The 21,472-nt window shown below is 63.4% G+C and carries 21 protein-coding genes; 12 read left to right on the top strand and 9 right to left on the bottom strand.

Features of this window, described 5'->3' with window-relative positions; all coding sequences use genetic code 11:
• Positions 1-21 precede the first annotated feature (21 nt).
• The 5 genes from LZ012_RS13140 to cysW all read left to right on the top strand — a co-directional run bounded on the left by LZ012_RS13140 (position 22) and on the right by cysW (position 5,964).
• The gene (locus tag LZ012_RS13140; protein ID WP_275711266.1) at positions 22-1,203 is read left to right on the top strand and encodes a cation:proton antiporter; all 1,182 of its coding nucleotides are present in this window, start codon (positions 22-24) and stop codon (positions 1,201-1,203) included.
• On the top strand, positions 1,196-2,362 hold the full coding sequence (locus LZ012_RS13135; RefSeq protein WP_275711265.1) for a YbdK family carboxylate-amine ligase: 1,167 nt from the start codon (positions 1,196-1,198) through the stop codon (positions 2,360-2,362). Before LZ012_RS13140 ends, LZ012_RS13135 begins: the two co-directional genes overlap by 8 nt.
• Positions 2,363-2,999: 637 nt before the next feature.
• Complete coding sequence (locus tag LZ012_RS13130) at positions 3,000-4,004, top strand: sulfate ABC transporter substrate-binding protein (protein ID WP_275711264.1); 1,005 nt, start codon at positions 3,000-3,002, stop codon at positions 4,002-4,004.
• 239 nt (positions 4,005-4,243) lie between these two features.
• Positions 4,244-5,071, top strand: coding sequence for a sulfate ABC transporter permease subunit CysT (gene cysT / locus LZ012_RS13125; protein WP_275711263.1), 828 nt, complete (start codon positions 4,244-4,246; stop codon positions 5,069-5,071).
• Positions 5,071-5,964 (top strand): sulfate ABC transporter permease subunit CysW, encoded by an 894-nt coding sequence (cysW, locus tag LZ012_RS13120; RefSeq protein WP_275711262.1) that lies wholly within the window; start codon positions 5,071-5,073, stop codon positions 5,962-5,964. The genes cysT and cysW overlap by 1 nt, the downstream gene beginning before the upstream one ends.
• 357 nt (positions 5,965-6,321) lie before the next feature.
• On the opposite strand, the gene LZ012_RS13115 is transcribed toward cysW, so the two are convergent.
• The 3 genes from LZ012_RS13115 to LZ012_RS13105 are packed head-to-tail and all read right to left on the bottom strand — an operon-like array spanning position 6,322 to position 9,201.
• Positions 6,322-6,876, bottom strand: coding sequence for a PaaI family thioesterase (locus LZ012_RS13115; protein ID WP_275711261.1), 555 nt, complete (start codon positions 6,874-6,876; stop codon positions 6,322-6,324).
• Positions 6,877-6,925: 49 nt separating this feature from the next.
• Positions 6,926-7,711, bottom strand: coding sequence for an SDR family NAD(P)-dependent oxidoreductase (locus LZ012_RS13110; protein ID WP_275711260.1), 786 nt, complete (start codon positions 7,709-7,711; stop codon positions 6,926-6,928).
• A 5-nt stretch (positions 7,712-7,716) separates the two neighbouring features.
• The gene (locus LZ012_RS13105; protein WP_275711259.1) at positions 7,717-9,201 is read right to left on the bottom strand and encodes an efflux transporter outer membrane subunit; all 1,485 of its coding nucleotides are present in this window, start codon (positions 9,199-9,201) and stop codon (positions 7,717-7,719) included.
• A 91-nt stretch (positions 9,202-9,292) separates the two neighbouring features.
• Here LZ012_RS13105 and LZ012_RS13100 point away from each other — a divergent pair, with 91 nt between their 5' ends.
• The 3 genes from LZ012_RS13100 (at position 9,293) to LZ012_RS13090 (ending at position 14,207) form a co-directional block, all read left to right on the top strand.
• The gene (locus LZ012_RS13100) at positions 9,293-9,910 is read left to right on the top strand and encodes a TetR/AcrR family transcriptional regulator (protein ID WP_275711258.1); all 618 of its coding nucleotides are present in this window, start codon (positions 9,293-9,295) and stop codon (positions 9,908-9,910) included.
• 83 nt (positions 9,911-9,993) lie between these two features.
• Positions 9,994-11,109 (top strand): efflux RND transporter periplasmic adaptor subunit, encoded by a 1,116-nt coding sequence (locus LZ012_RS13095; protein ID WP_275711257.1) that lies wholly within the window; start codon positions 9,994-9,996, stop codon positions 11,107-11,109.
• Positions 11,106-14,207: an efflux RND transporter permease subunit gene (locus tag LZ012_RS13090; RefSeq protein WP_275711256.1), complete on the top strand. Its 3,102-nt coding sequence runs from the start codon at positions 11,106-11,108 to the stop codon at positions 14,205-14,207. The genes LZ012_RS13095 and LZ012_RS13090 overlap by 4 nt, the downstream gene beginning before the upstream one ends.
• A gap of 324 nt (positions 14,208-14,531) precedes the next feature.
• Here LZ012_RS13090 and LZ012_RS13085 read toward each other — a convergent pair whose 3' ends face one another.
• Positions 14,532-14,912 carry a hypothetical protein gene (locus LZ012_RS13085; protein WP_275711255.1) on the bottom strand — a complete coding sequence of 127 codons (381 nt, stop codon included), beginning with the start codon at positions 14,910-14,912 and terminating at the stop codon, positions 14,532-14,534.
• A gap of 302 nt (positions 14,913-15,214) precedes the next feature.
• Here LZ012_RS13085 and LZ012_RS13080 point away from each other — a divergent pair, with 302 nt between their 5' ends.
• Genes LZ012_RS13080 through LZ012_RS13070 form a run of 3 tightly spaced genes read left to right on the top strand, consistent with a single transcriptional unit; the run spans position 15,215 to position 17,176 of the window.
• On the top strand, positions 15,215-16,267 hold the full coding sequence (locus LZ012_RS13080; protein WP_275711254.1) for an alpha/beta fold hydrolase: 1,053 nt from the start codon (positions 15,215-15,217) through the stop codon (positions 16,265-16,267).
• A gap of 7 nt (positions 16,268-16,274) precedes the next feature.
• Positions 16,275-16,544, top strand: a complete 270-nt coding sequence (locus LZ012_RS13075) for a c-type cytochrome (RefSeq protein ID WP_275711253.1) — start codon at positions 16,275-16,277, stop codon at positions 16,542-16,544.
• A 35-nt stretch (positions 16,545-16,579) separates the two neighbouring features.
• Entirely contained in the window at positions 16,580-17,176 is a 597-nt protein-coding gene (locus LZ012_RS13070; protein ID WP_275711252.1) for a peroxiredoxin, read from the top strand.
• A 66-nt stretch (positions 17,177-17,242) separates the two neighbouring features.
• Here LZ012_RS13070 and LZ012_RS13065 read toward each other — a convergent pair whose 3' ends face one another.
• From LZ012_RS13065 to LZ012_RS13045, 5 genes are all read right to left on the bottom strand, one after another.
• On the bottom strand, positions 17,243-17,593 hold the full coding sequence (locus LZ012_RS13065) for a hypothetical protein (protein ID WP_275711251.1): 351 nt from the start codon (positions 17,591-17,593) through the stop codon (positions 17,243-17,245).
• A 79-nt stretch (positions 17,594-17,672) separates the two neighbouring features.
• A complete protein-coding gene (locus tag LZ012_RS13060) occupies positions 17,673-17,864 on the bottom strand; it encodes a hypothetical protein (RefSeq protein WP_275711250.1) in 192 nt (63 codons plus the stop codon).
• Between the two features lie 169 nt (positions 17,865-18,033).
• The gene (locus tag LZ012_RS13055) at positions 18,034-18,297 is read right to left on the bottom strand and encodes a hypothetical protein (protein ID WP_275711249.1); all 264 of its coding nucleotides are present in this window, start codon (positions 18,295-18,297) and stop codon (positions 18,034-18,036) included.
• A 149-nt stretch (positions 18,298-18,446) separates the two neighbouring features.
• Positions 18,447-20,525, bottom strand: a complete 2,079-nt coding sequence (locus LZ012_RS13050; RefSeq protein ID WP_275711248.1) for a carboxy terminal-processing peptidase — start codon at positions 20,523-20,525, stop codon at positions 18,447-18,449.
• A 169-nt stretch (positions 20,526-20,694) separates the two neighbouring features.
• On the bottom strand, positions 20,695-21,006 hold the full coding sequence (locus tag LZ012_RS13045; RefSeq protein ID WP_275711247.1) for a rhodanese-like domain-containing protein: 312 nt from the start codon (positions 21,004-21,006) through the stop codon (positions 20,695-20,697).
• A gap of 154 nt (positions 21,007-21,160) precedes the next feature.
• Here LZ012_RS13045 and LZ012_RS13040 point away from each other — a divergent pair, with 154 nt between their 5' ends.
• On the top strand, positions 21,161-21,442 hold the full coding sequence (locus tag LZ012_RS13040; protein WP_275711246.1) for a DUF2325 domain-containing protein: 282 nt from the start codon (positions 21,161-21,163) through the stop codon (positions 21,440-21,442).
• Positions 21,443-21,472 lie beyond the last annotated feature (30 nt).

Below are 21,472 nucleotides of genomic sequence, written 5' to 3'. Positions count from 1 at the left end.
AGTGAGCCGCTTGCCTTTTTCTTGCCTTCGTGGCCCCTCCTGCTCAGCCCGCCGCTGTGGATCGCCCTTGCCGTGGTGTGCGCTGCCCTGGCCGGCGAATGGGTGCGCCGTTACCTCGGGCTGCCGCGGATTACGGCTTACCCGCTGGTCGGCATGCTGGTCGCCGCCTTTGCCGGCGATCGCCTGGTAGCGGAGCATGATGAATGGCTGCGCTGGGGACTCAATGTGGCGCTCGCCATCCTGCTCTTCGAACTGGGGAGCCGGGTCGATCTGCGCTGGTTGCGCCACAATCGCTGGCTGCTGGTAACCAGCCTGTGCGAATCGCTGGCCGCTTTCGGGGCCGTGTTCGCTATTGGCCGCTATCTGGGCATTGCGCTGGAACCGGCCATCCTGCTGGCGGCCATCGGCATGTCGACCTCGCCGGCCGTCATCATGCGGGTCGTCGCCGAGAGCAATGCGCAGGGGCAGGTCAGTACCCGCCTGCTCGTGCTGACCGCATTGAACACCGTCTATTCGGTCGTCGCGGTTCATCTGGCGCTGGGCGGGCTGCACCAGCATTACCGGGGCGACTGGGTGCTGGCCATTTCGCATCCGCTGTATCTGCTCGGCGCCGGCCTGCTGGTCGGCATGCTGCTCGCCGCTGCCGTCAGTCGTTTGCGTCACTGGCTGACCCTGCGCGACGAATACGCCTCGATCATCCTGTTGAGCCTGGTCCTGATGACCATCGGCCTGATCGAGGCCTTGCGCCTGCCGGTCACGCTTTGCATGCTCTTCGCAGGTATCGTGCTGCGCAATGGCGACGGCCGTGCCTGGGTGTTTCCCGAGCATTTCGGGTCGGTCGGCGGGGTTCTGGTGGTCCTCTTGTTCCTGGTGGTCGGCATCCAGATCAGGGTCGAGGACTTGCTGACCGGCGGCGTGCTGGCGCTGCTGCTGATTGCGGCACGCAGTCTGGCCAAGCTGTGCGGCGTCTTGCTCTTCGCGCGGCCGGCCGGCGTCAGCTGGCGCCAGGGCCTGTTGCTCGGCATCGCCTTGTCGCCGGCCGCCGGGCCGATCATGGTCGCCGCTTCCGACCTCGGCCAGCTTTACCCCCACCTGCAAGGAACCCTGATGCCCGTGGCGATGAGTGCGGCTGCGATCATGGAGCTGGCGGGGCCGGTCATCGTGGCGCTTTGCCTCAAATGGAGCGGAGAACGTCGTGAATAACGAGCACGAAAACGAACTGCCCGAGTTTTCAAAATCGGAAGCGCTGACCCTCGGTATCGAGCTGGAATTGCAGATTGTCGGCGGCCAGGATTACAACCTCATCGGCGCCGCCCCGGACCTGCTGCGCGAAATGACCGGCCGCCAGCATCCCGGCGACGTCAAGCCGGAAATCACGGACTCGATGATCGAGTTGTCGACCGACATCTGCCGCGACTACAAGGACGCCTTGAGCCAGTTGCGCAGCATCCGCAACGAACTGGTCCATCAGGCCGACCGCCTGGGTATCCTGCTTTCCGGGGGCGGCACGCATCCCTTCCAGCACTGGGGCAAGCAGGCTATATTCGACGCGCCTCGCTTCCACCTGCTGTCGCAGCTCTACGGTTATTTGGCCAAGCAATTCACCATATTCGGCCAGCATGTGCACATCGGCTGCGCCTGCCCGGACCGGGCGCTCTGGTTACTGCACGCCTTCAACCGCTACATTCCCCACCTCATCGCGCTGTCCGCGGCGTCGCCCTTCGTACAGGGTATCGACACCGGATTCCAATCGGCGCGCCTCAATTCGGTCTTTGCCTTCCCGCTCAGCGGCCGGGCGCCCTTCGTCTTGAGCTGGGATGAATTCAACGCCTACTACCGCAAGATGATCGCCACCGGCGTGGTCAAGAGCATGAAGGACTTCTACTGGGATATCCGGCCCAAACCTGAGTTCGGCACTATCGAGTTGCGCGTGATGGATACGCCGCGGACCGTCGAGCGTGCGGCGCAGATTGCTGCCTATGCCCAAGCGCTGGCCCGCTATCTGCTCGAAGAGAAGCCGATCGAGCCGCACGAGGACGATTATCTGGTTTACACCTTCAACCGCTTCCAGGCCTGCCGCTTCGGCTACGACGGCACGCTGGTCGTTCCGGGTTCCGCCGAGCAGCGCAACATCGGCGACGACATCATCCGGACCATGGCCGCCATCGAGGTCCATGCCTACGATCTCGGGGCAACCGAAGCGCTCAATCTGCTGCGTACCGAGGTTTTGCAGGCGCGCAACGGGGCCAGCGAGATACGCATGAGCTTTACCAACGAAGGCGCCCTAGAGGAGGTTGTGCGCCAATCCTGCGAACTGTGGGCCGGGCGCGCGAAGCCGGATGCGGGGATTTTCCGGATGTGACGGCTAACGTTTCAGGAAGCATTGGAGCACGGAAACATGTGCTCCCGGCCGTGTTATCCGCCCCAGCTGTAGCCGTTGCCGCTACACAGTTCTAGGTGATTTTCCCGCCAGATCGAGGGCAGGGGGCTAGGCGAAACTGAGCAGTGGACATTCCCGTCAAAAGGCGTATTCTGGAATTGCGTTCCGGCCGGAATGGGTCGGAAACAAATGTCAGACAACACGACTGGAGGCAACATGGTTGAAAGTCCGCCGCAGTTTGACCTGAAGGCCAAGTAATACCAAAACGGCGACATGCCGAATATCCTGGCCATGCGTGCCAAGAGTGAAGATTCAAGAAGCCCGTGCCAAAAATGCACGGGCTTTGTGCTTTCTGGGCGGCTTCAGCGGGAAAGATTTCGTCGAACCCAATATCGTGAGCGGAATATGGGCATGCCGGGATAGTCATTTCTCGCCGGGGGGCGGGCGTTATAAAAGGCTTGGGAAGCTTATGCCGTTTTCTCGGGTTGGCTTGCCGCGGCGGCTTTGCTTCGAACTTTATAAGCCTTGCGCTGCATAAGAACATAAGATTTACGTCGTTTTCCTGGTGGTGGCCGTTTCGTAAATTGGCGGCTCCATAACTCAACAGGATTTCAGCAAAATGCGCTTCAACCATACCCGCCGTAGCCTGATCGCCATTGCACTGGGCCTTGCCTTGGGTGGCCAGGCCTTCGCCGATGTCAATCTGCTCAACGTCTCCTACGACCCGACGCGCGAGCTCTATCAGGATTTCAACGGCGCCTTTGCCAAGTACTGGAAGGGCAAGACCGGCGAAACCGTCAACATCAAGGCCTCGCATGGAGGTTCCGGCAAGCAGGCGCGGGCCGTGATCGACGGGCTGGACGCTGACGTGGTGACGCTGGCGCTGGCCTACGATATCGACGAAGTCGCCGATGCCGGCCTGGCCAGCAAGGACTGGCAGAAGAAGCTGCCGCTGAACGCCTCGCCCTACACCTCGACCATCGTCCTGCTGGTGCGCAAGGGCAACCCGAAAGGCATCAAGGACTGGGCTGACCTGACCAAGCCAGGCGTCGAAGTCATCACGCCGAACCCGAAGACCTCGGGCGGCGCCCGCTGGAATTACCTGGCCGCCTGGGCCTACGCCAAGAACCTGAAGGGCGGCAGCGATGCCAGCGCCAAGGACTTCGTCAAGAAGCTGTACGGCAACGTCAAGGTGCTCGATTCCGGCGCCCGCGGCGCGACAACCACCTTCGTCGAGCGCGGCATTGGCGATGTCCTGATCGCCTGGGAAAACGAGGCCTACCTGTCGCTGAAGGAACTCGGTCCGGACAAGTTCGAAATCGTCACCCCGTCCGTCTCCATCCTGGCCGAGCCGCCGGTGGCGGTGGTCGACAAGGTGGCCGACAAGAAGGGCACCCGCAAGGTCGCCACCGAGTACCTGAACTACCTATATTCGCCGGAAGGCCAGGAAATCGCCGCGCGCAACTTCTACCGGCCGACCGACAAGAAGGTGGCCGCCAAGTATTCCAAGCAGTTCGCCAACGTCAAGCTGCTGACCATCGACAAGGAATTCGGCGGCTGGACGGCGGCGCAGAAGGCGCATTTCGCCGATGGCGGGGTGTTCGACCAGATCTACGTGAAGTAAGCCGGCGTGGATTCACTGCGGGCGGCCTGCCGGCCGTCCGCCAGGCCCCGGTCGTGGCCATGCCCGGCCGGGGCTTTGTTTTGCCGGTTTTTCCCTATGCAGGGATTGGCATAAGCAAAGACAAATAAATTGGTTAGGGATGCTGACGGCTGTCCCTAAGCTTGCCGCTATCGACCGTGTTCTGGAGTTTTCATGCATCCCGTATCGCTTGTTTTGTCCTTCCCCGGCGAGGTGAGGCCATGAGTTCGCGCCAAGCTTTGCCCGGCTTCAACCTGTCCCTGGGCTACACCCTGACCTGGCTGTCGCTGATCGTGTTGATCCCGCTGGCCGCGGTGTTCATCAAGACGGCCGAACTGAGCCTGGCGCAGTTCTGGACGGCGGTCTCGTCGCCCCGCGTCGTGGCCTCCTACCACTTGAGTTTCGGCGCCTCGCTGGCCGCCGCGGCGATCAACACCGTGTTCGGCATGCTGCTCGCCTGGAGCCTGGTGCGCTACAACTTTCCCGGCAAGAAAATCGTCGATTCGCTGGTCGACCTGCCCTTCGCCTTGCCGACGGCGGTGGCCGGCATTGCGCTGACCGCACTGTGGGCGGGCAACGGCTGGATCGGCCGCATCGTCGAGTCCTTTGGTTTGAAGGTGGCCTTCACGCCGGTCGGCGTGTTGCTGGCGCTGGTCTTCATCGGCTTGCCCTTCGTGGTGCGTACCGTGCAGCCCGTGCTGGAAGACCTGGAATTCGAAATCGAGGAAGCATCGACCAGCCTGGGGGCCAATCGCTGGCAGACCATCCGCCAGGTCATTTTTCCGACCCTTTATCCCGCGCTGCTGACCGGCTTCGCGCTGGCCTTCGCCCGGGCGGTGGGCGAGTACGGCTCGGTCATCTTCATCGCCGGCAACATGCCGATGGTGTCCGAGATCACGCCGCTGATGATCATCACCAAGCTCGAGCAATACGACTACCGCGGCGCGACCGCCATTGCCACCGTGATGCTGCTTCTGTCCTTCATCCTGCTCATCACCATCAACAGCCTCCAGGCATGGACGGCCAAGCGCACCGGAAAGGCCCAATAATGGCTGCCGCGACCACCCTGCATATCGGCTCGGCCCTGGCCGACCGCTACGAAAGCAACCCCGCCACCCGCGAATCGGCTTGGGTCAAATGGACCATCATCGGCATCTCACTGAGCTTCTTCGTCCTCTTCCTGCTGCTGCCGTTGCTCACGGTATTCTACGAAGCCCTGCGCAAGGGCTGGGATGCCTACCTGGTGGCCCTGGTCGAGCCGGATGCGCAGAGTTCGATCAAGCTGACCCTGCTCGCCGCCGCCATCGCCGTGCCGCTCAACCTGGTGTTCGGCATCGCCGCGGCCTGGGCCATCGCCAAGTTCCAGTTCCCCGGGAAATCCTTCCTGATCACCCTGATCGATCTGCCATTCTCGGTTTCGCCGGTGGTGGCGGGCTTGGTCTACATCCTGGTGTTCGGGCGCAATGGCTGGATCGGCCCGTGGTTCCTCGAACACGACATGAAGATCGTCTTCGCCGTTCCCGGCATCGTGCTGGCGACCATCTTCGTGACCTTTCCCTTCGTCGCCCGCGAACTGATCCCGCTGATGGAAGCGCAGGGCAGGGACGAGGAGGAGGCGGCGACGGTGCTCGGCGCCTCGGGCTGGCGCACCTTCTGGTACGTGACCCTGCCCAACGTCAAATGGGGGCTGATCTACGGCGTCATCCTGTGCAATGCCCGGGCGATGGGCGAGTTCGGCGCGGTGTCCGTGGTTTCCGGCCACATCCGCGGTGAAACCAACACCATGCCGCTGCATATCGAAATCATCTACAGCGAATACAAGTTCGCCGCCGCTTTCGCCGTGGCTTCGCTGCTGGCCATCCTGGCGCTGCTGACGCTGGTTATCAAGACCTTCGTCGAATGGCGGGCAGCACAGGCGGCGAAGGAGGTTGGCGAGGGGTAGGGGCGTTGTTTGGGGGCATATCCTTAAGCGACCAAGCCTGCTTTGCTTATACGAACAACTTCGTTTTCCCGGCCCGGATCGGCCGGTAAATTGATTCCGTAGCTGCCTTGCGTCGGCTACCGCTCTTTATCTCTCTTCTCCTTGCAACCCGCCGTCTTCGGATGGCGGGTTTTTTGTGCCAGCGCGCCAGTCGTGGCAGATGCGATGGGTTGCTGCGTCGGCAGCAGCGGCCGGCGGCGAGTGTTGCTCGGGCAGCAGGTGGGCCGGTTTTTCGATCAACCGCATCCGGGGATTCCTGCATCGGCGGCCAGCAAATTTCCCTTTCAGGAGCATTCCGATGTCGCCGAGCGTTCCGCTCTATGAAGCCAGGTCAAAGATCAGGCAACTGGTGCTCGCATGGGCATAAAGCTTGCCGTCCGGTCCGATCAACCGGCCTTCCGCGGTCGCCACCTGGCGGCCGCCGTGGACCAGCCGGCCTTCGGCGCGCACCAGCGGCACAGCTTCAGTGAGGGCGCGGACAATGTTGAGCTTCAGTTCCAGGGTGGTGTATGCCTTGCCCGCTGGCAGCGTGGAATGCACGGCGCAGCCCATGGCGCTGTCGAGCAGCGTAGCGAACCAGCCGCCGTGTACCGTGCCCATCGGGTTGTAGTGCTTGAAGCGGGGTTGTCCCTGGAATACCGCGAATCCGGGCTCGATACCAAGTAGCGTGAAATCGAGCGTGACCGCCATCGGCGGGGGCGGAATTTCCCCGGCAAGAAGCGCCTGGAAGACCTGCAGTCCGCTGCGCCCGGCGATTTGGGCGGGTGTGGCCACGCCGGGCGCCGTCTGGAAGCGGGCGCGCACGGCTGCTTCCTCGGCCCGCCAACGGGCAAGCGTGTCTTCGGGGTTCATCGCGTCGGTTGGTGCTGTCATGGGGCAACTCCTTGCTGTTGTTTCTTTGGTGAGCGTTTGAGCGGAGTGCTTATCCGTTCATTACATGCGACATGAAGGCCTGGTGCAGCCAACGCGGGGTCGCCCAGGTCAGGATCACCAGGGCCTTGTTCGCCCAGCCGGCCACGACGCCGATGCGGCCGGCCTGCAAGGCGCGGATGCCGGCGCGCACGACGGGGGCCGGCTGCATCATCAACTGCTTCAGCGCCGGCGTGAGCTTTTGCTGCGCTGCGGCGGCGAAGCCGGTGTCCGACATGCCGGGGCACAGCGTCGTCACGGTGATGCCATCGCGTTTGAGTTCGCGATGCAGCGCTTCACCCAGACGCAAGACGTAGGCCTTGGCGGCGGCATAGACGGCGAAGTTCTGCACGCCCTGATAGGCCAACAGGCTGGCGACCAGCAGAATATTCCCGCGCCCGCGCGCCCGCATGTCCTGGGCAAAGACGTGGGTGACCGCGGTCAGGCTCGCGACATCGAGCTGTACCATGGCCAGGGTTGCGTCCAGCGGGCTATCGACGAAGGGGCCTTGCAGTCCATGGCCGGCGTTGTTGATCAGGATGTCGATGGCGATGCCTCGCTCCCGGAGGTGCCGATGCAATCGGGTGACTGCCGCAATATCCGAGAGATCGGCTGGCTCGACTACGACGTCGATGCTGTACTGCCGGCGTAGTGTCTCGGCGAGTGCTTGCAGCCGGTCCAGCCGGCGCGCCACCAGGACCAGCGAGTGGCCTTGCGCGGCATATTGGCGGGCGAACTCCTCGCCGAAGCCGCTCGATGCGCCCGTGACGAGTACCCATGAATTCTCTGTTGTTGTCATTTTGCTTACCTGTGGTTGTTGGTGGAGAGTTTGCCGGAGAGGCGGTCACTGCTTGCTTGGGGGGCATCCCAGCCGCCGCCCAGCGCCCGGAAGGAGGCAATGGCGGCACGCGCCGCTTCGGTTTGCGCCTGGGCCTTGCCGTCGCGCACCTGCAGCAGGTTGCTGTCTGCATCGAGCACCTCGATCAGACTGACGACGCCGCCCTGGTAGGCTGCAAACGAGTTGGCGCGGGCCCGGGCGAGCGAGGTTTCACCGCGCGTCAGGATGCCGACCTGAGCCTCGCGTTTGACCAGGGCGGAAAAGGCGTTTTCGACATCCTCGGCCGCCCGCAGCACGGCCAGCCGGTAGACTGCCAGGGCTTCCGCCTCCTGGCCGCGCGCGGCGGCGATCTGTGCGTCGACGCGGCCGAAATCGAACAGGCGCCAGCGCAGTCCGAGAACGCCCTGGGCCTGGCTGGCCCCCCCAGTGAACAGGTTGCCGCTCCCTATCGCGGTGGCGCTGCCGAGCAGGCCAGCGAGCGAAAACTTGGGGTAGTACTCCGAAACCCCCACGCCGATGCGCGCATTAGCCGCCGCCAGGCGCCGCTCGGCGGCGATGAGGTCCGGCCGGCGCCGAATCATGTCGGCTGGGGTGCCGCTTGCCGCCAGGCCCGGTGCGACGGGAATCGGCGATACCGTGGCCAGTTCTGCGCGGTAGGTTCCCGGCTGCACGCCGAGCAGCACGTCCAGCGCGTTCATTGCCGAACCAAGACCGGCTTCGAGGACGGGGATCTGCGCCTCGGCCTGGGTCAGCGAGCCGTCGGCCTGGTTCATCTGCAGTTCGGCGGCGATTCCCTTCTCGTACTGGAGCTTGACCATGGCGAGCAACTGGCGGCGGGTATCCGCTTGCTGCCGGGCGATCGCGAGGCGCGCCTGCAGGCCGCGGACCGTAACGTACACATCGGCCGTCTGCGCGGCGACGGCCAGCCGTGTTGCTACCACGCCTGCTTCAGATGCCTCGTAGGCAGCGCGTGCCGCCTCCTGTCCGCGCCGCAGGCCGCCGAACACATCGATCTCCCAACTGGCGCCAAGATTGGCCTCGTACAGACTGCCGTAGCGGTCGAAGCCGGGGTTGGCGTTGAGCACCTGCCCGAGCGGGGTCTCGACCGACTGGTAGGCGTGCGCCGCGCTGGCACTGACGTTGCCCGCTGGCAGCAGCGCCGCATCGGCGTAGCGCAATGCTGCCCGCGACTGTGCGACCCGGGCCGCCGCTTGCGCGATGTCCAGGTTCTGTTCGAGCGCCAGCGAAATGAAGCGGGTCAGCAGGGGATCATCGAAGGCGGCCCACCAGACGGTGAGATCGGCCTGGTGCTCAGCGGATCGGCGATCGATCCCCTCCTGCCCGAGGAAGGAAGACGACAGCGCGATTTCAGGCGACCGGTAGTCGGGACCGACGGCGCAGCCCGTCAGGATGCCGGCACTCAGAAGCAGGGCGAGGGAGCGGGAGAACATGGAAGTCCTTCGGGATTGGATTGTTGATGTGACTATAACCCAAAATGGTCACTGGTTGTCAAGCGGCCGCCGACGCGCTATTGTTTTCCCCATGAGCGAAATCGAATCTTCCACCCCACAGGCGCGCGGCCCCGCCGACCACAGCGTTCGCGAGCAGATCGTCGAGGCGGCCGGCGAGCACTTCAGCCACTACGGCTACGACAAGACCACAGTCTCCGACCTGGCCAAGGCGATCGGCTTTTCCAAGGCCTATATCTACAAATTCTTCGACTCCAAGCAGGCGATCGGCGAAGCCATCTGCGCCCAGACCCTGAGCAAGATCGTCGCGGCGGTCGATGAAGCGGTTGCCAGCGCCACCACGCCGACGGAAAAATTCCGGCGTCTATTCAAGGCCCTGGTAGCGACGAGCGTGGAGCTGTTCTTCAACGATCGCAAGCTGTACGACATTGCCGCGCATTCCGCCGGCGAGGGATGGCCGTCTGCTCTTGCCTATGGAAAGCGCATTCGGCAGACCCTGATGGAGATCGTCCGCGAAGGGCGGGAGAGGGGCGAATTCGAGCGCAAGACGCCGTTGGACGAGACGGTTCATGCGATCTATCTCGTCATGCAGCCCTATGCGAATCCGCTCCTGCTGCAATACAACCTCGACCTCGTCGAGGAGGCGCCAACCCAGCTGTCGAACCTGGTGTTGCGTAGTCTGGCGCCCTAAAGCGTCACCCGGATGAAAAGTGACCATTGACAATAATGGTCACTAGATTGAAGATGGAGGCCTTCGCATTCCTGGAGGTCGCCATGCTTCAGCACCGTAATATTCCTTTCCTCGCCGTTGTCGGTCTGTTGCCCTTGGCCCTGGCTGCATGCAACAACGCCACTTCGTCAAACGATCCGCGGACAGCGCCTCCCCTCGTGCGGGTGGCTGCGGTGGCCACCGCCGGCCAAGCCGAGCGTTCATTCACCGGCATCGTCGCGGCGCGGGTGCAGAGCGACCAGGGCTTCCGCGTTCCCGGCAAGATTGTGGAACGCCTGGTCAATACCGGACAGACCGTTAAACGCGGCCAGCCGCTGATGCGCATCGACCCCACCGATTTGCGGCTGGCCACGCGTGCCCACGACGAGGCCGTCACCGCCGCCATGGCGCGCGCCCGCCAAACCGCTGAGGACGAGGCGAGATACCGCGATCTGGTCGCCGCGGGGGCGGTGTCGGCCTCGGCCTACGACAAGATCAAAGCTGCCGCCGAGTCGGCGCGGGCGGAACTCAATGCCGCCCAGGCCCAAGCCGACGTGGCGCGCAACGAAACCGGCTACACGGTGCTGCTTGCCGACGCCGACGGCGTCGTGGTGGAGACCCTGGCCGAGCCGGGCCAGGTCGTTGGTGCCGGCCAGGTGGTGGTCCGGGTAGCGCATGCCGGACGCCGCGAAGCACTCATAGAACTCCCCGAAACACTACTCCCGGCGGTCGGATCGGCGGCACACGCGGCCTTGTATGGCAGCGGACTCACCGGTGCCGCGAAACTGCGCCAATTGTCGGATGCCGCCAATCCGCTGACCCGGACTTTCGAGGCGCGCTACGTGCTGGAAGGCCGCCTGGCCGACGCGCCGCTGGGCTCGACCGTTGCCATCCAGCTCCCGTCCGACCGCGCCACCCCGGCGCTGCAGGTGCCGCTCGGTGCGCTATACGACCCCGGCAAAGGGCCCGGCGTCTGGCTGCTTGCAGGGAAGGAGCCGCGGGTGACCTGGCGCGCCGTGCAGGTGGCCGGCCTCGGCAGCGAAACGGCTGCCGTCGCCAGTGGTCTCGCGGCGGGCGATCGTGTCGTCGTGCTCGGCGCGCAGTTGCTGCACGAAGGCGATCTCGTCCGGCTGGCTGACGGCGAGGCCGCGCCCGCCGACAAGAGTGGGGAACGGAAATGAGCACCTTCAACCTTTCCGCCCTCGCTGTCCGCGAGCGCTCGGTGACTCTGTTCCTGATGCTGGCGATCTTCATCGCCGGCATCGTGGCCTTTCTGACGCTGGGGCGAGCCGAAGACCCCGCTTTTACCATCAAGCAGATGACCGTCGTTACCGCCTGGCCCGGCGCGACCGCCAAGGAAATGGAAGAACTGGTCGCCGAGCCGCTGGAAAAGCGCATGCAGGAACTGCGCTGGTATGACCGGACCGAGACCTTTACGCGACCGGGCCTGGCCTTCTCGACGGTGTTCCTGATCGACAGCACGCCGCCCGCCGAGGTGCCCGAGCAGTTCTATCAGGCGCGCAAGAAACTCGGTGACGAGGCCGCCAAGCTGCCGCGCGGCGTCATCGGCCCGATGGCCAACGATGAATACGCCGACGTGACTTTTGCGCTCTATGCCTTGAAAGCCAAGGGCGAGCCGCATCGGCAACTGGTGCGCGATGCGGAGAGCATGCGCCAGCGCCTGCTGCATGTCGCGGGGGTCAAGAAGGTCAACATCATCGGCGAGCAGGCCGAAAGGATCTTTGTCGAGTTCTCCCATGACCGCCTGGCAACCCTGGGCGTCTCGCCGCGCGACCTCTTCGCCGCGCTGAACGGACGCAACGTCATGACGCCGGCCGGTTCGATCGAAGCCAAGGGCCCGCAGGTCTTCATCCGCCTGGACGGCGCCATCGACGATCTGGAAGCGATCCGCAACACCCCGGTCGCGGCGCACGGCCGGACCCTGAAGCTCGGCGATATCGCTGAGGTCAAGCGCGGCTACGAAGACCCGGCCAGCTTCCTGATCCGCAACAACGGCGAACCGACCTTGCTGCTTGGCGTGGTCATGCGCGAGGGCTGGAACGGCCTCGATCTGGGCAAGGCGCTGGAGGCGGAAGCCGCGGCGATCAACGCCGAGATGCCGCTTGGCATGAGCCTGTCCAAGGTTACGGACCAGGCGGTCAATATCCATTCCGCCGTCGGCGAGTTCATGGTCAAGTTCATGGTTGCCCTCGGCGTAGTGGTACTGGTCGGCTTCCTGAGCATGGGCTGGCGCGCCGGCATCGTCGTCGCCGCCGCAGTTCCCCTGACCCTGGCTGTCGTCTTCATCATCATGGCGGCGACCGGCAAGAATTTCGACCGGATCACGCTGGGCTCGTTGATCCTGGCCCTTGGGCTGCTGGTCGACGACGCGATCATCGCCATCGAGATGATGGTCGTGAAGATGGAGGAAGGCTACGACCGCATCCGCGCCGCGGCCTATGCCTGGAGCCACACCGCCGCCCCGATGCTGGCCGGTACCTTGGTTACGGCAATCGGCTTCATGCCGAACGGCTTCGCGAAGTCGACGGCTGGCGAGTACACCAGCAACATGTTCTGGATTGTCGGCATTGCCTTGATCGCCTCGTGGATCGTTGCCGTCGTTTTCACGCCCTATCTGGGGGTGAAGTTGCTGCCGCACTTTGAGAAGCACGCCGGCGGGCACGGAGCGATCTACGCCACGCCGAACTACGAGCGCTTCCGCCGCCTGCTCGGCTCGGTGATCCGCCGCAAGTGGCTGGTCGCGGCGGGCGTGATCGGCGCCTTCGTCGTCGCAATCATGGGCATGGGCGTGGTCAACAAGCAGTTTTTCCCGACCTCCGACCGGCCAGAAGTGCTGGTTGAGGTGCAGATGCCTTATGGCACCTCAATCGAGCAAACCAGTGCCGCGACGGCGAAGGTCGAAGCCTGGCTGGCGCAGCAACAGGAGGCCAGGGTCGTCACAGCTTATATCGGCCAGGGCGCACCGCGTTTCTTCCTGGCGATGTCGCCCGAACTGCCCGACCCGTCGTTCGCCAAAATTGTCATTCTCACGGGGAACGAAAAGGAGAGGGAAGCCCTCAAGTTCAGGCTGCGCCAGGCGGTGGCCGACGGACTGGCGCCCGAAGCGCGGGTGCGCGTGACCCAGATTGTTTTCGGTCCGCCTTCGCCATTCCCCGTGGCCTTCCGCGTCATGGGGCCGGACCCGGACAAGCTGCGCGACATCTCGGCGCAGGTGCGTGGCGTCATGCAGGCCTCGGCCCAGATGCGAACGGTCAATACCGACTGGGGCGAGCGTGTACCGACGCTGCATCTTGCGCTCGACCAGGACCGGCTGCAGAGCCTTGGCCTCTCCTCCAGCGACGTGGCCCAGCAGTTGCAGTTCCTGTTGAGCGGCATCCCGATCACGGAGGTGCGCGAAGACATCCGTTCGGTCCAGGTCACGGCCCGTTCGGCCGGCAATACCCGGCTTGATCCGGCCAGGATTGGCGACTTCACGTTGGTCGGTGCTACCGGTCAGAAGATTCCGCTGGCGCAGGTCGGCAAGGTTGAGGTCCGTATGGAAGACCCCATCCTGCGCCGTCGCGACCGGACGCCGACGATCACCGTGCGCGGCGATATCGCCGAGGGCTTGCAGCCGCCGGACGTCTCCGCCGCCGTGCTGAAGGATCTGCAGCCGATCATCGCCCAGTTGCCGCCCGGTTACCGGATCGAGCAGGCGGGCTCCATCGAGGAATCCGGCAAGGCCAATCGCGCCCTGGCGCCGCTACTCCCCATCATGATCGCCCTGACCTTGATCACCATCATCTTCCAGGTCCGCTCGATCTCGGCGATGACCATGGTGTTCGCCACCGCGCCGCTCGGCCTGATCGGCGTCGTGCCCACGCTGTTGATCTTCCAGCAGCCGTTCGGCATCAACGCGCTCGTTGGATTGATTGCGCTGTCCGGCATCCTGATGCGCAACACGCTGATCCTGATCGGCCAGATTCGTGGCAACGAGAAGGATGGATTGGCACCCTTCGATGCCGTCGTCGAGGCCACCGTGCAACGCGCCCGCCCGGTCATCCTGACCGCGCTCGCCGCCATCCTGGCCTTCATCCCGCTCACCCAGTCGGTGTTCTGGGGAACGCTGGCCTATACCCTGATCGGCGGGACCTTCGCCGGGACGGTTCTGACCCTGGTGTTCCTGCCGGCCATGTACGCGATCTGGTTCAAGATCCGGCCGGCGGCGGGGGACAGGCAAGCCGTTCCGGCACTGCGAACGGAATCGGCCGCAGCCTAGCGGAAGTAATCGGCGTGCCGGCTCTGCAGTGGAGCCGGCGCGCCGCTACAAGTTCGGCGCCGCTGGGCGCTCGGCCGCTGACGTTGGCTCAGATGATGGCTTGGCCTACCCAGCATTTGTCTCTCGGAGCCAATGGCGGCTTTGGAGTAGCGATTACGGCCGGCAGCCGGTGGCCGATAGCGTCGCTTGGATAGGTTGGCAGGGAAGCTGCCGTAGACATCCTCGCGAAAAAATCAAAGCAACTTGCGGGCGGCCAAGCCAATTCACCCGAACGGCCAGATGCAGCCTTCGCGGAACTGACATGCCATTATTTGAGCAACAGTTTTATTCGGAAACCAGCCCGTAGCAAGTGAGCCAAGCCATGGCAAGCTCAGGGGCGATAAACAACCGGCGTTCGAATCCGGCCATCCAGGCTATCTTCTCGAACAGTTCGAAGTGCTCGGCGGAACTGTGGGATGGGTCGTAAACAAACGCAATACGATAGTCGCCTTTCAACCCGCGCTTTTGCACGTCATTAAGCTCGGTAAGCCCAATCGCTAATTCGGCTTCACGGAAATCCGCCAGAATTCGATTTACGCCATGTTGTGCGGCTACGGAATTTGCGGCCTCGCAAAGCTGAACGTGGGCAGCCAGGTCATAGTGTCCTCGCACCGTCGTCCTCAAGACCCGTTCCACCTCTAAGTAGTCAATCTGGTAAGTGAACATGCCCTCGCTCAGCTATCAAAAAATCGGTATCTGCGGAAAGTAACCTCTTGTTTAATCAGGCACCTTAATTTTCCGCAAGATTCTTGTCGGATATGGCAGCGGTTTGAGTCGATTTCATGGACGATGTTCAAATCATTGCTGCTTGTGGCCGCCCGTGGTCATACAGGCGACGTGTTCTGAAGTGAAAGGGCGTTGAAATTCCGTGCATGGCCTCGTAGCGTCAGCGAACAGGCATCTCGATTGCCAATTCGGTAATGCCTGCCCATTCGGGGCGGGCGCCAATTCGCTACGAGGTACATGCCATGGAAAACACATCTCCCGATACGCGCGTTAAAGCCGGCCTTTTGCTAGCGGCAGCGCTCTCTCTCACGGCTTTATGGGTGCGGCGCAGGGCAAAGAAGGCTGAGCAGAAATTTCCGCCTGCTGGAAAATTTGTCCAAATCGATGGGGTGCGACTGCACTACATCGAGCACGGCACCGGCCCGGCCGTCCTGCTGCTGCACGGAAATGGCGCTCAGGCCATGGACTTCGTGGGTTGCGGCCTGGTCGAACAGCTGGCTTCCCGCTATCGGGTCATTGCCATCGACCGGCCAGGCTTCGGCTACAGCGCGCGCCCGCGCGATCGCCTATGGACGCCCAAGGCCCAAGCCACTCTGATGCGGCGCGCTTGTGCTGAACTGGGTGTGCAGGAACCCATCGTCCTGGGCCATTCCTTCGGCACCCAGGTCGCCCTGGCGCTTGCCCTTGAGGCACCCGAATGGGTCCGCGGGCTGGTGCTGATTTCCGGGTATTACTTCCCGACCTTCCGCCTCGACGCATGGTTGTTCTCGCCACCGGCCATTCCGGTCATCGGCGATGTCATGCGGTATACCGTGTCGCCCTTGCTCGGCAAGATGTTGCTTCCGCTCATGCTGCGCCGGATTTTTTCGCCCAAAGTCGTCGAGCCGGGTTTCCTCCAGCATGTGCCGCCACCGCTGACTTTACGGCCCTGGCAACTGAAGGCCAGCGCCGAAGATGGCATATTCATGATTCCGGCCGCCATCGCCATGTCGCGGCATTACAGGGAGATTTCCGTGCCGGTGGAAATTTTCGCCGGAGAGGACGACAAATATGTCAAAGCCGACCAGCAAGCCGCACGTCTTCATCACCAAATTGAACAGAGTCGCCTGCACTTGCTGCCCGGGGAGGGGCACATGTTGCATTACGGCAAAAGCAGGGGAATTGCCGGCGCAGTGGGCGCAATCGTTGCTACCGAAGAAGTGGTGCAGTCGATTGCTGAGAAAATGCAACTGATTGGAGAGAACCGATCGGAAGGCGAAGCGGCCGAGCCGGTCGCCGCCAGGAGCGCCAACTAAACCAACTGTGGACTTGACGCCTCGGCGTGCTGAAAGAAAAAGGCTGGCAACCCTGCGGTTGCAGGCCTTTTGCCTGCCGAGCGATGAAGCCTGGCACAAGACCAGCGGCGAGCGCGTCGAGAAAGGGCGGCGTCAGCGCTACGTGAACAAGCAACTCAATGAGTGGAAGCGCGACGAGTGCAAGAACGGCGCGGGCGGCATCATGAACCAAATCGCCCGCCAACTGACTGAGTCAGATATAGAGCAGGTTTCTGCCTATCTGTTAGGCCAACCGTGACCGATACGCACCATAACCTTTTGGGACGACAGATCATGAAGCCACGTTTTACCCCTCATCTGCTGGCTGCGCTGTTCGCCGGCTTGCTCACCCATGGCGCACAGGCCGCCCTGAACGAAGGCGAGGCAGCACCGCAGTTCGTCGCCTCGGCAGCGCTGGATGGCAAGGCTTTCTCCTTCTCGCTACAGGAAGCCCTTAAAAAAGGCCCGGTCGTGGTCTATTTCTACCCGTCGGCCTATACCAGCGGCTGCAATATCCAGGCACATACCTTTGCTGAGAAGAGCGAGCAATTTGCCGCGGCCGGCGCCTCGGTGGTCGGCGTGTCGCTAGACAGCATTGCCCGTCTGAAGAGCTTCTCGGCTGATCCGGACTACTGCGCCGGCAAGCTGCCGGTCGCCTCCGACGCCAGCGGCAGCATTGCCAAGTCCTACGGCCTCAATGTCCGCGCCGTACCAACCGGGGGCAAGGACACGCGGGGCGAGGATATCGACCACGGCTTGGCCGAGCGCACCACCTTCGTCGTGACGCCCGACGGCAAGGTGGCCGGCGTGATCGGCGGCCTGAACCCGAAGGCGAATGTCGACAAGGCGTTGGAAACGGTGCAGAAGCTGGCCGGCAAGCCAGCACGTTAATTGCCGGATGCAAAGTCGGCCGGAAGCGGCCGGCAGTCCGTAGAGGGGCGGTGCTCTGGGGAGCGTTCAGTCTTCGGATTTGTTCTCGCCGTTCGACGAGTTGCCGTGCTCATCGGACGATCCGCTCGACGGGGAAACCTTTTCGGCTACCTTGTGCATGACGCGCCCGGTTGCTTCGGCGCCCTTTTTCACGCCGCGTTCTGCGGCGTGGACACCCGTTTCGATGCCGTGGCGGGTCGCTTCGGCGCCGCGCTTGATGCCATTGCCGGCAGCGGTCACGCCTTTCTTCACGGCATGCGCCGTGGCTTCGGCACCGTGTTCGACGGCAGCCTTGGTCTTGTCGACGACGCCTTCCTCAGCGTGAGCCATACCGCCAAGCAGGAAGGCACTGATGAGAAGCACTATCGATTTGTTCATGGGATATACCATCGATTTGTTCATGCCCTCAGCCTAGCTCCTGACCGTCCGACGTTCAGTACCGAGATGTAAGCATTTATTACTGGCGGGCTCTGTATTCATACTGCTCGCCGAGTGGGGCGGCGGCGAAGCAGGCCGCAGTATCGTCGCCGGCGACGGTGACCGAACCCTTCTCGACGCCCAGCTCGTAGATCTGGCCGACGAAATCCATGAAGTCGGCGAAGCTCAGTTTTGCGGTACGCAGGTCCGTGTATATGCGTTGGTATTCCATGGGGGGCTCCAATTTGGTTGTGCAGTGCACCATGGTTGCCAGTGTAGGCGGAACAATCTTGCTGTCTGAGTTGGTTGTGTAGCGAAGTGTTACGGCCGGGAAATCGGTTGCAGGATGAATAAAAAAGCGGAGCCGGCAGGGCTCCGCTGTGGGGACGCGCTGTCGCGTGCTATTTCGCCGTCGCATAATTGGCCAGCCCAATGGCCGCCTGCAGGTCGTTCAGGGTGACGACGCGCAGGCCGTGCAGGGCGGCGATCTTGTCGACGTCCAGCTTCAGGCGTTGGATGTTGTCGTACAGGTTGAGGATGTAGTGTGGGCGGAAAAAGCGGCGGCCAGCAGGGTGGCCGTGATGCCGAGAGTCGGGAAAGTCGGGCGACGCATGGATTCCTCCTGAATGTGGTTTGAAACCACTCCGTTGCAGGAGGTGTGCCACAGTGCCGAAATCGGTGATGGCCCCGGAAATGCTTGTGGCAGAAGAGTTTTCGCCAGCGCCCCGGGAAGATGGCCGCAAGCCGGGGGCCACCGGCTGCTGCGCCGCGGTCAGCCGCTGTTGGGCCGGCCAACAGCGGCTGACCGCGCGCCTCAGTGGCTCAACGCTGCCTGGCTGGCCCGCTGCTGAACGGCTGGCCTGGCGTTTTCTCGCAGCAGGTTGACCTCGTCGGCGACGATGTGGGCGGCGCCCCGCAGGCGGATATCCTTCACCTTGTCGGCCGCTTTTTCGTCAGCTTTTTCCCGTTCCGGATCGCGTTCGCTGTCGAGCAGTCCGTCGTCGACGCGGGCGATTCCGGCGAAGCGCTTTTCCTGGGCCTCGGTCTCCCGGCGTCGCTCGGTCTCGTTCAAGGACAGGCTTTTCAGCTGGCGCAGGCGCTGCAGTTCGGTGGCCACCTCGGCGAGCTTCTTGAAGTCCGGATCATTGGCCGCCCAGGCGGCGTGCCGGGCCTGGAGTTGGGGAATAATGTCGCCGAGGTCGGCAACCCGGTCATAGGCGGCGGCGCGGATGCGCGTCCACGGCAGCGCGTTGTCGTTGCTGGCCTCGCCGGTCAGCGTCGGGTCGCTGGTGGCCGGGAAGGCGATGTCCGGCTGCACACCGCGCAGCTGCGTCGTGCCGCCGTTGACGCGGAAGAACTGGGCGATGGTCAGGCGCAATTCGCCGAGATTGGCTTTGTCGTCGCCGACCGCCTGGTCGAGATTGAGCACGGTCTGCACGGTGCCCTTGCCGTAGCTCTGTTCGCCGATGACGATGCCGCGGCCGTAGTCCTGGATGGCGGCGGCGAAAATTTCCGAAGCCGAGGCCGACTCGCCGTCGATCAGCACGCCGAGTGGACCATCCCAGGCGGTTCCCGGATTGCTGTCGCCATCGACGAAAACCCGGCCCTGGGCATTGCGCTCCATGACCACCGGGCCGGTGTCGATGAACAGCCCGGTCAGCGCGATGGCTTCCTTCAGCGAACCGCCGCCGTTATGGCGCAGGTCGAGAACGACGCCGTCGACCTTCTCCTTGCCCAGTTCGCCGAGCAGGCGTTCGACGTCGCGGGTCGCGCTGCGCGCATTGCGGTCGCCCTGGCGCTCGCCTTCGAAATCGCTGTAGAAGGTGGGCAGGGTGATGACGCCGATCCGCCGCAGGTCATTGCCATCGCTGACGTCGAGGATGGACTTCTTGGCCGCCTGCTGGGCCAGATCGACTTTTTTCCTGACCAGCGAAATCTGCCGATGCCGGGCATCCGGGCCGGCGTCCCCGGGCAGGATGTCGAGGCGCACCACACTGTCGGCCGGGCCGCGGATCAGCGCCACCGTTTCGTCGAGACGGGAGCCGACGACATCGACGAAAGGCCCCTCGCCCTGGGCGACGGCCACAATGCGGTCGCCGGCCTTGAGCTGGCCGGACAGCGCGGCCGGCCCGCCCGGCGTGACTTCGCGGATAACCGTGTAGTCGTCGCGTTCCTGCAGCACGGCGCCGATCCCGAACAGGGACAGGCGCATCGAAATGTCGAAATCGGCCGAGGCGCGCGGCCCGAGGTAGGAGGTGTGCGGTTCGATGGCCATCGTGTAGGCGTTCATGAAGGCCTGGAAGGCGTCGTCGCTCTTCAGGCGCTTGACGCGGCGGATCGATTGCTCGTAGCGCTTGTCGAGCATGGTGGCGATTTCGCTGTCGGCCTTGCCGGCCAGCTTCAGGCGCAGCCAGTCGTTTTTGACGCGCAGTTGCCAGACCTGGCGCAACGCATCCTCCGACGGCGCCCATGACGCTTTGTCGCGGTCGAAGGCGAAGCGCTCGTTCTGGTCAAAGCGGAAACCGCCGGTTTTCAGCAACTCGCGGGCATAGACGAAGCGTTCTTCGACCCGCCGGGTGTACAGATTGAAAATGGCAAAGGCCGGCTGCAGGTCTTCGTCGTTGATCGCGTCGTCGAGCCGGGTGCGGTATCCGTTCAACTGGTCGATGTCGGCCTGCACGAAATAGTACTTGTCGCCGTCCAGGCTCTTCAGGTAGCGCTCGAAGATGGCCGCCGACAGCTGATCGTCAACAGGCGTCGGCTTGTAGTGGTAATGCCCGAGCAGCGCGGTGCTGACGCGGATGGCGCGCTGGTGCTGCGGTTGCGGGGCAAGGTCGGCAGCCTGCGCACTGAGGGCGATGCAAAGGACGATGCAGCAGAGTTTTTTCAACAAGACGATTCTCCAGGGGCGGTCCATCCGTCGTGTGCCAGGGTGCGGTGGGCCATCAGTCGGGTGTGCACTGTGACAAATTTGGCCCGCTCAGTACAGCCGGCCTGGCTGCACAAGCGCGCAGCCAAGCCGGTCTTGGCGCTTGCCACTATCAGTTGGCAGCGGTCTTCGGTTACAGCGGCTGGATGCGGGCGATCTTGCCGCCTTGGTCTTCGTAGTCGAGCGAGCCGGCCGCCCGGGCCACCTGGTAGCCCTTGCCCGACAGCAGGTCGCCGCCGGTACCGGCGCGGTGAGCCCGGTTGGACACGGTGACGATGATGCGATCCTTCGGAAGGTAGGCAAGGTATTTTTCGACGTCGGTGGTCTGGATGCTCAGGAAAGCCGGGAAGCTGCCTTTGGAAATCAGTTCATCGGGACGTCGGACATCGAGAACCACGACTTGTTCCGGCTTGGCGAGCAGGGAATCGATTTCCGCCCGGTTCAACTGCTTGGTCTTGCAGGTCCACGGTTGGGCGGCTTCCGGGAAAGGCTAGAAGCATATATCCCGCGGCTTGATGAGCTCCGAACAGTTCCTTCGTTCAGTCGGCGCCGACGCTTGGCTAGATTGGCATGGTCAGCGAACCGTATGGAGGTGCATCGTGGCTGCTTTGATCGTAGGTGGAGATCGGGTCGATTCCTTTCGCGACTCCCTGGCTAGGCAGGGCTATGCGCCGGTGCACCACTGGAGCGGGCGCAAACCGGGCGAATGCCATCGGGCCATTCCGGTGGATACCAAGGTGGTGGTCGTTGTCGTCGATCAGATCAATCATGGCCTGGCGCGCAAGATACGGCGGGCGGCTGACGACATGGCGGTGCCGGTCGTCTTCAGCAAGCGCAGCCTGGGGCAGTTGAGCGCCGGGCTGGCCTGTCTTGCTGTTTAGCGCTGGGCACTCCGCTCCGTGCGGAGTGCT

It is taken from the genome of Dechloromonas hankyongensis (genome assembly GCF_022012295.1).
GTDB classification, from domain to species: Bacteria; Pseudomonadota; Gammaproteobacteria; order Burkholderiales; family Rhodocyclaceae; genus Azonexus; species Azonexus hankyongensis.
Note: the sequence above shows the minus strand (reverse complement) of the source record. Positions and strands in the feature narration are given on the sequence as shown.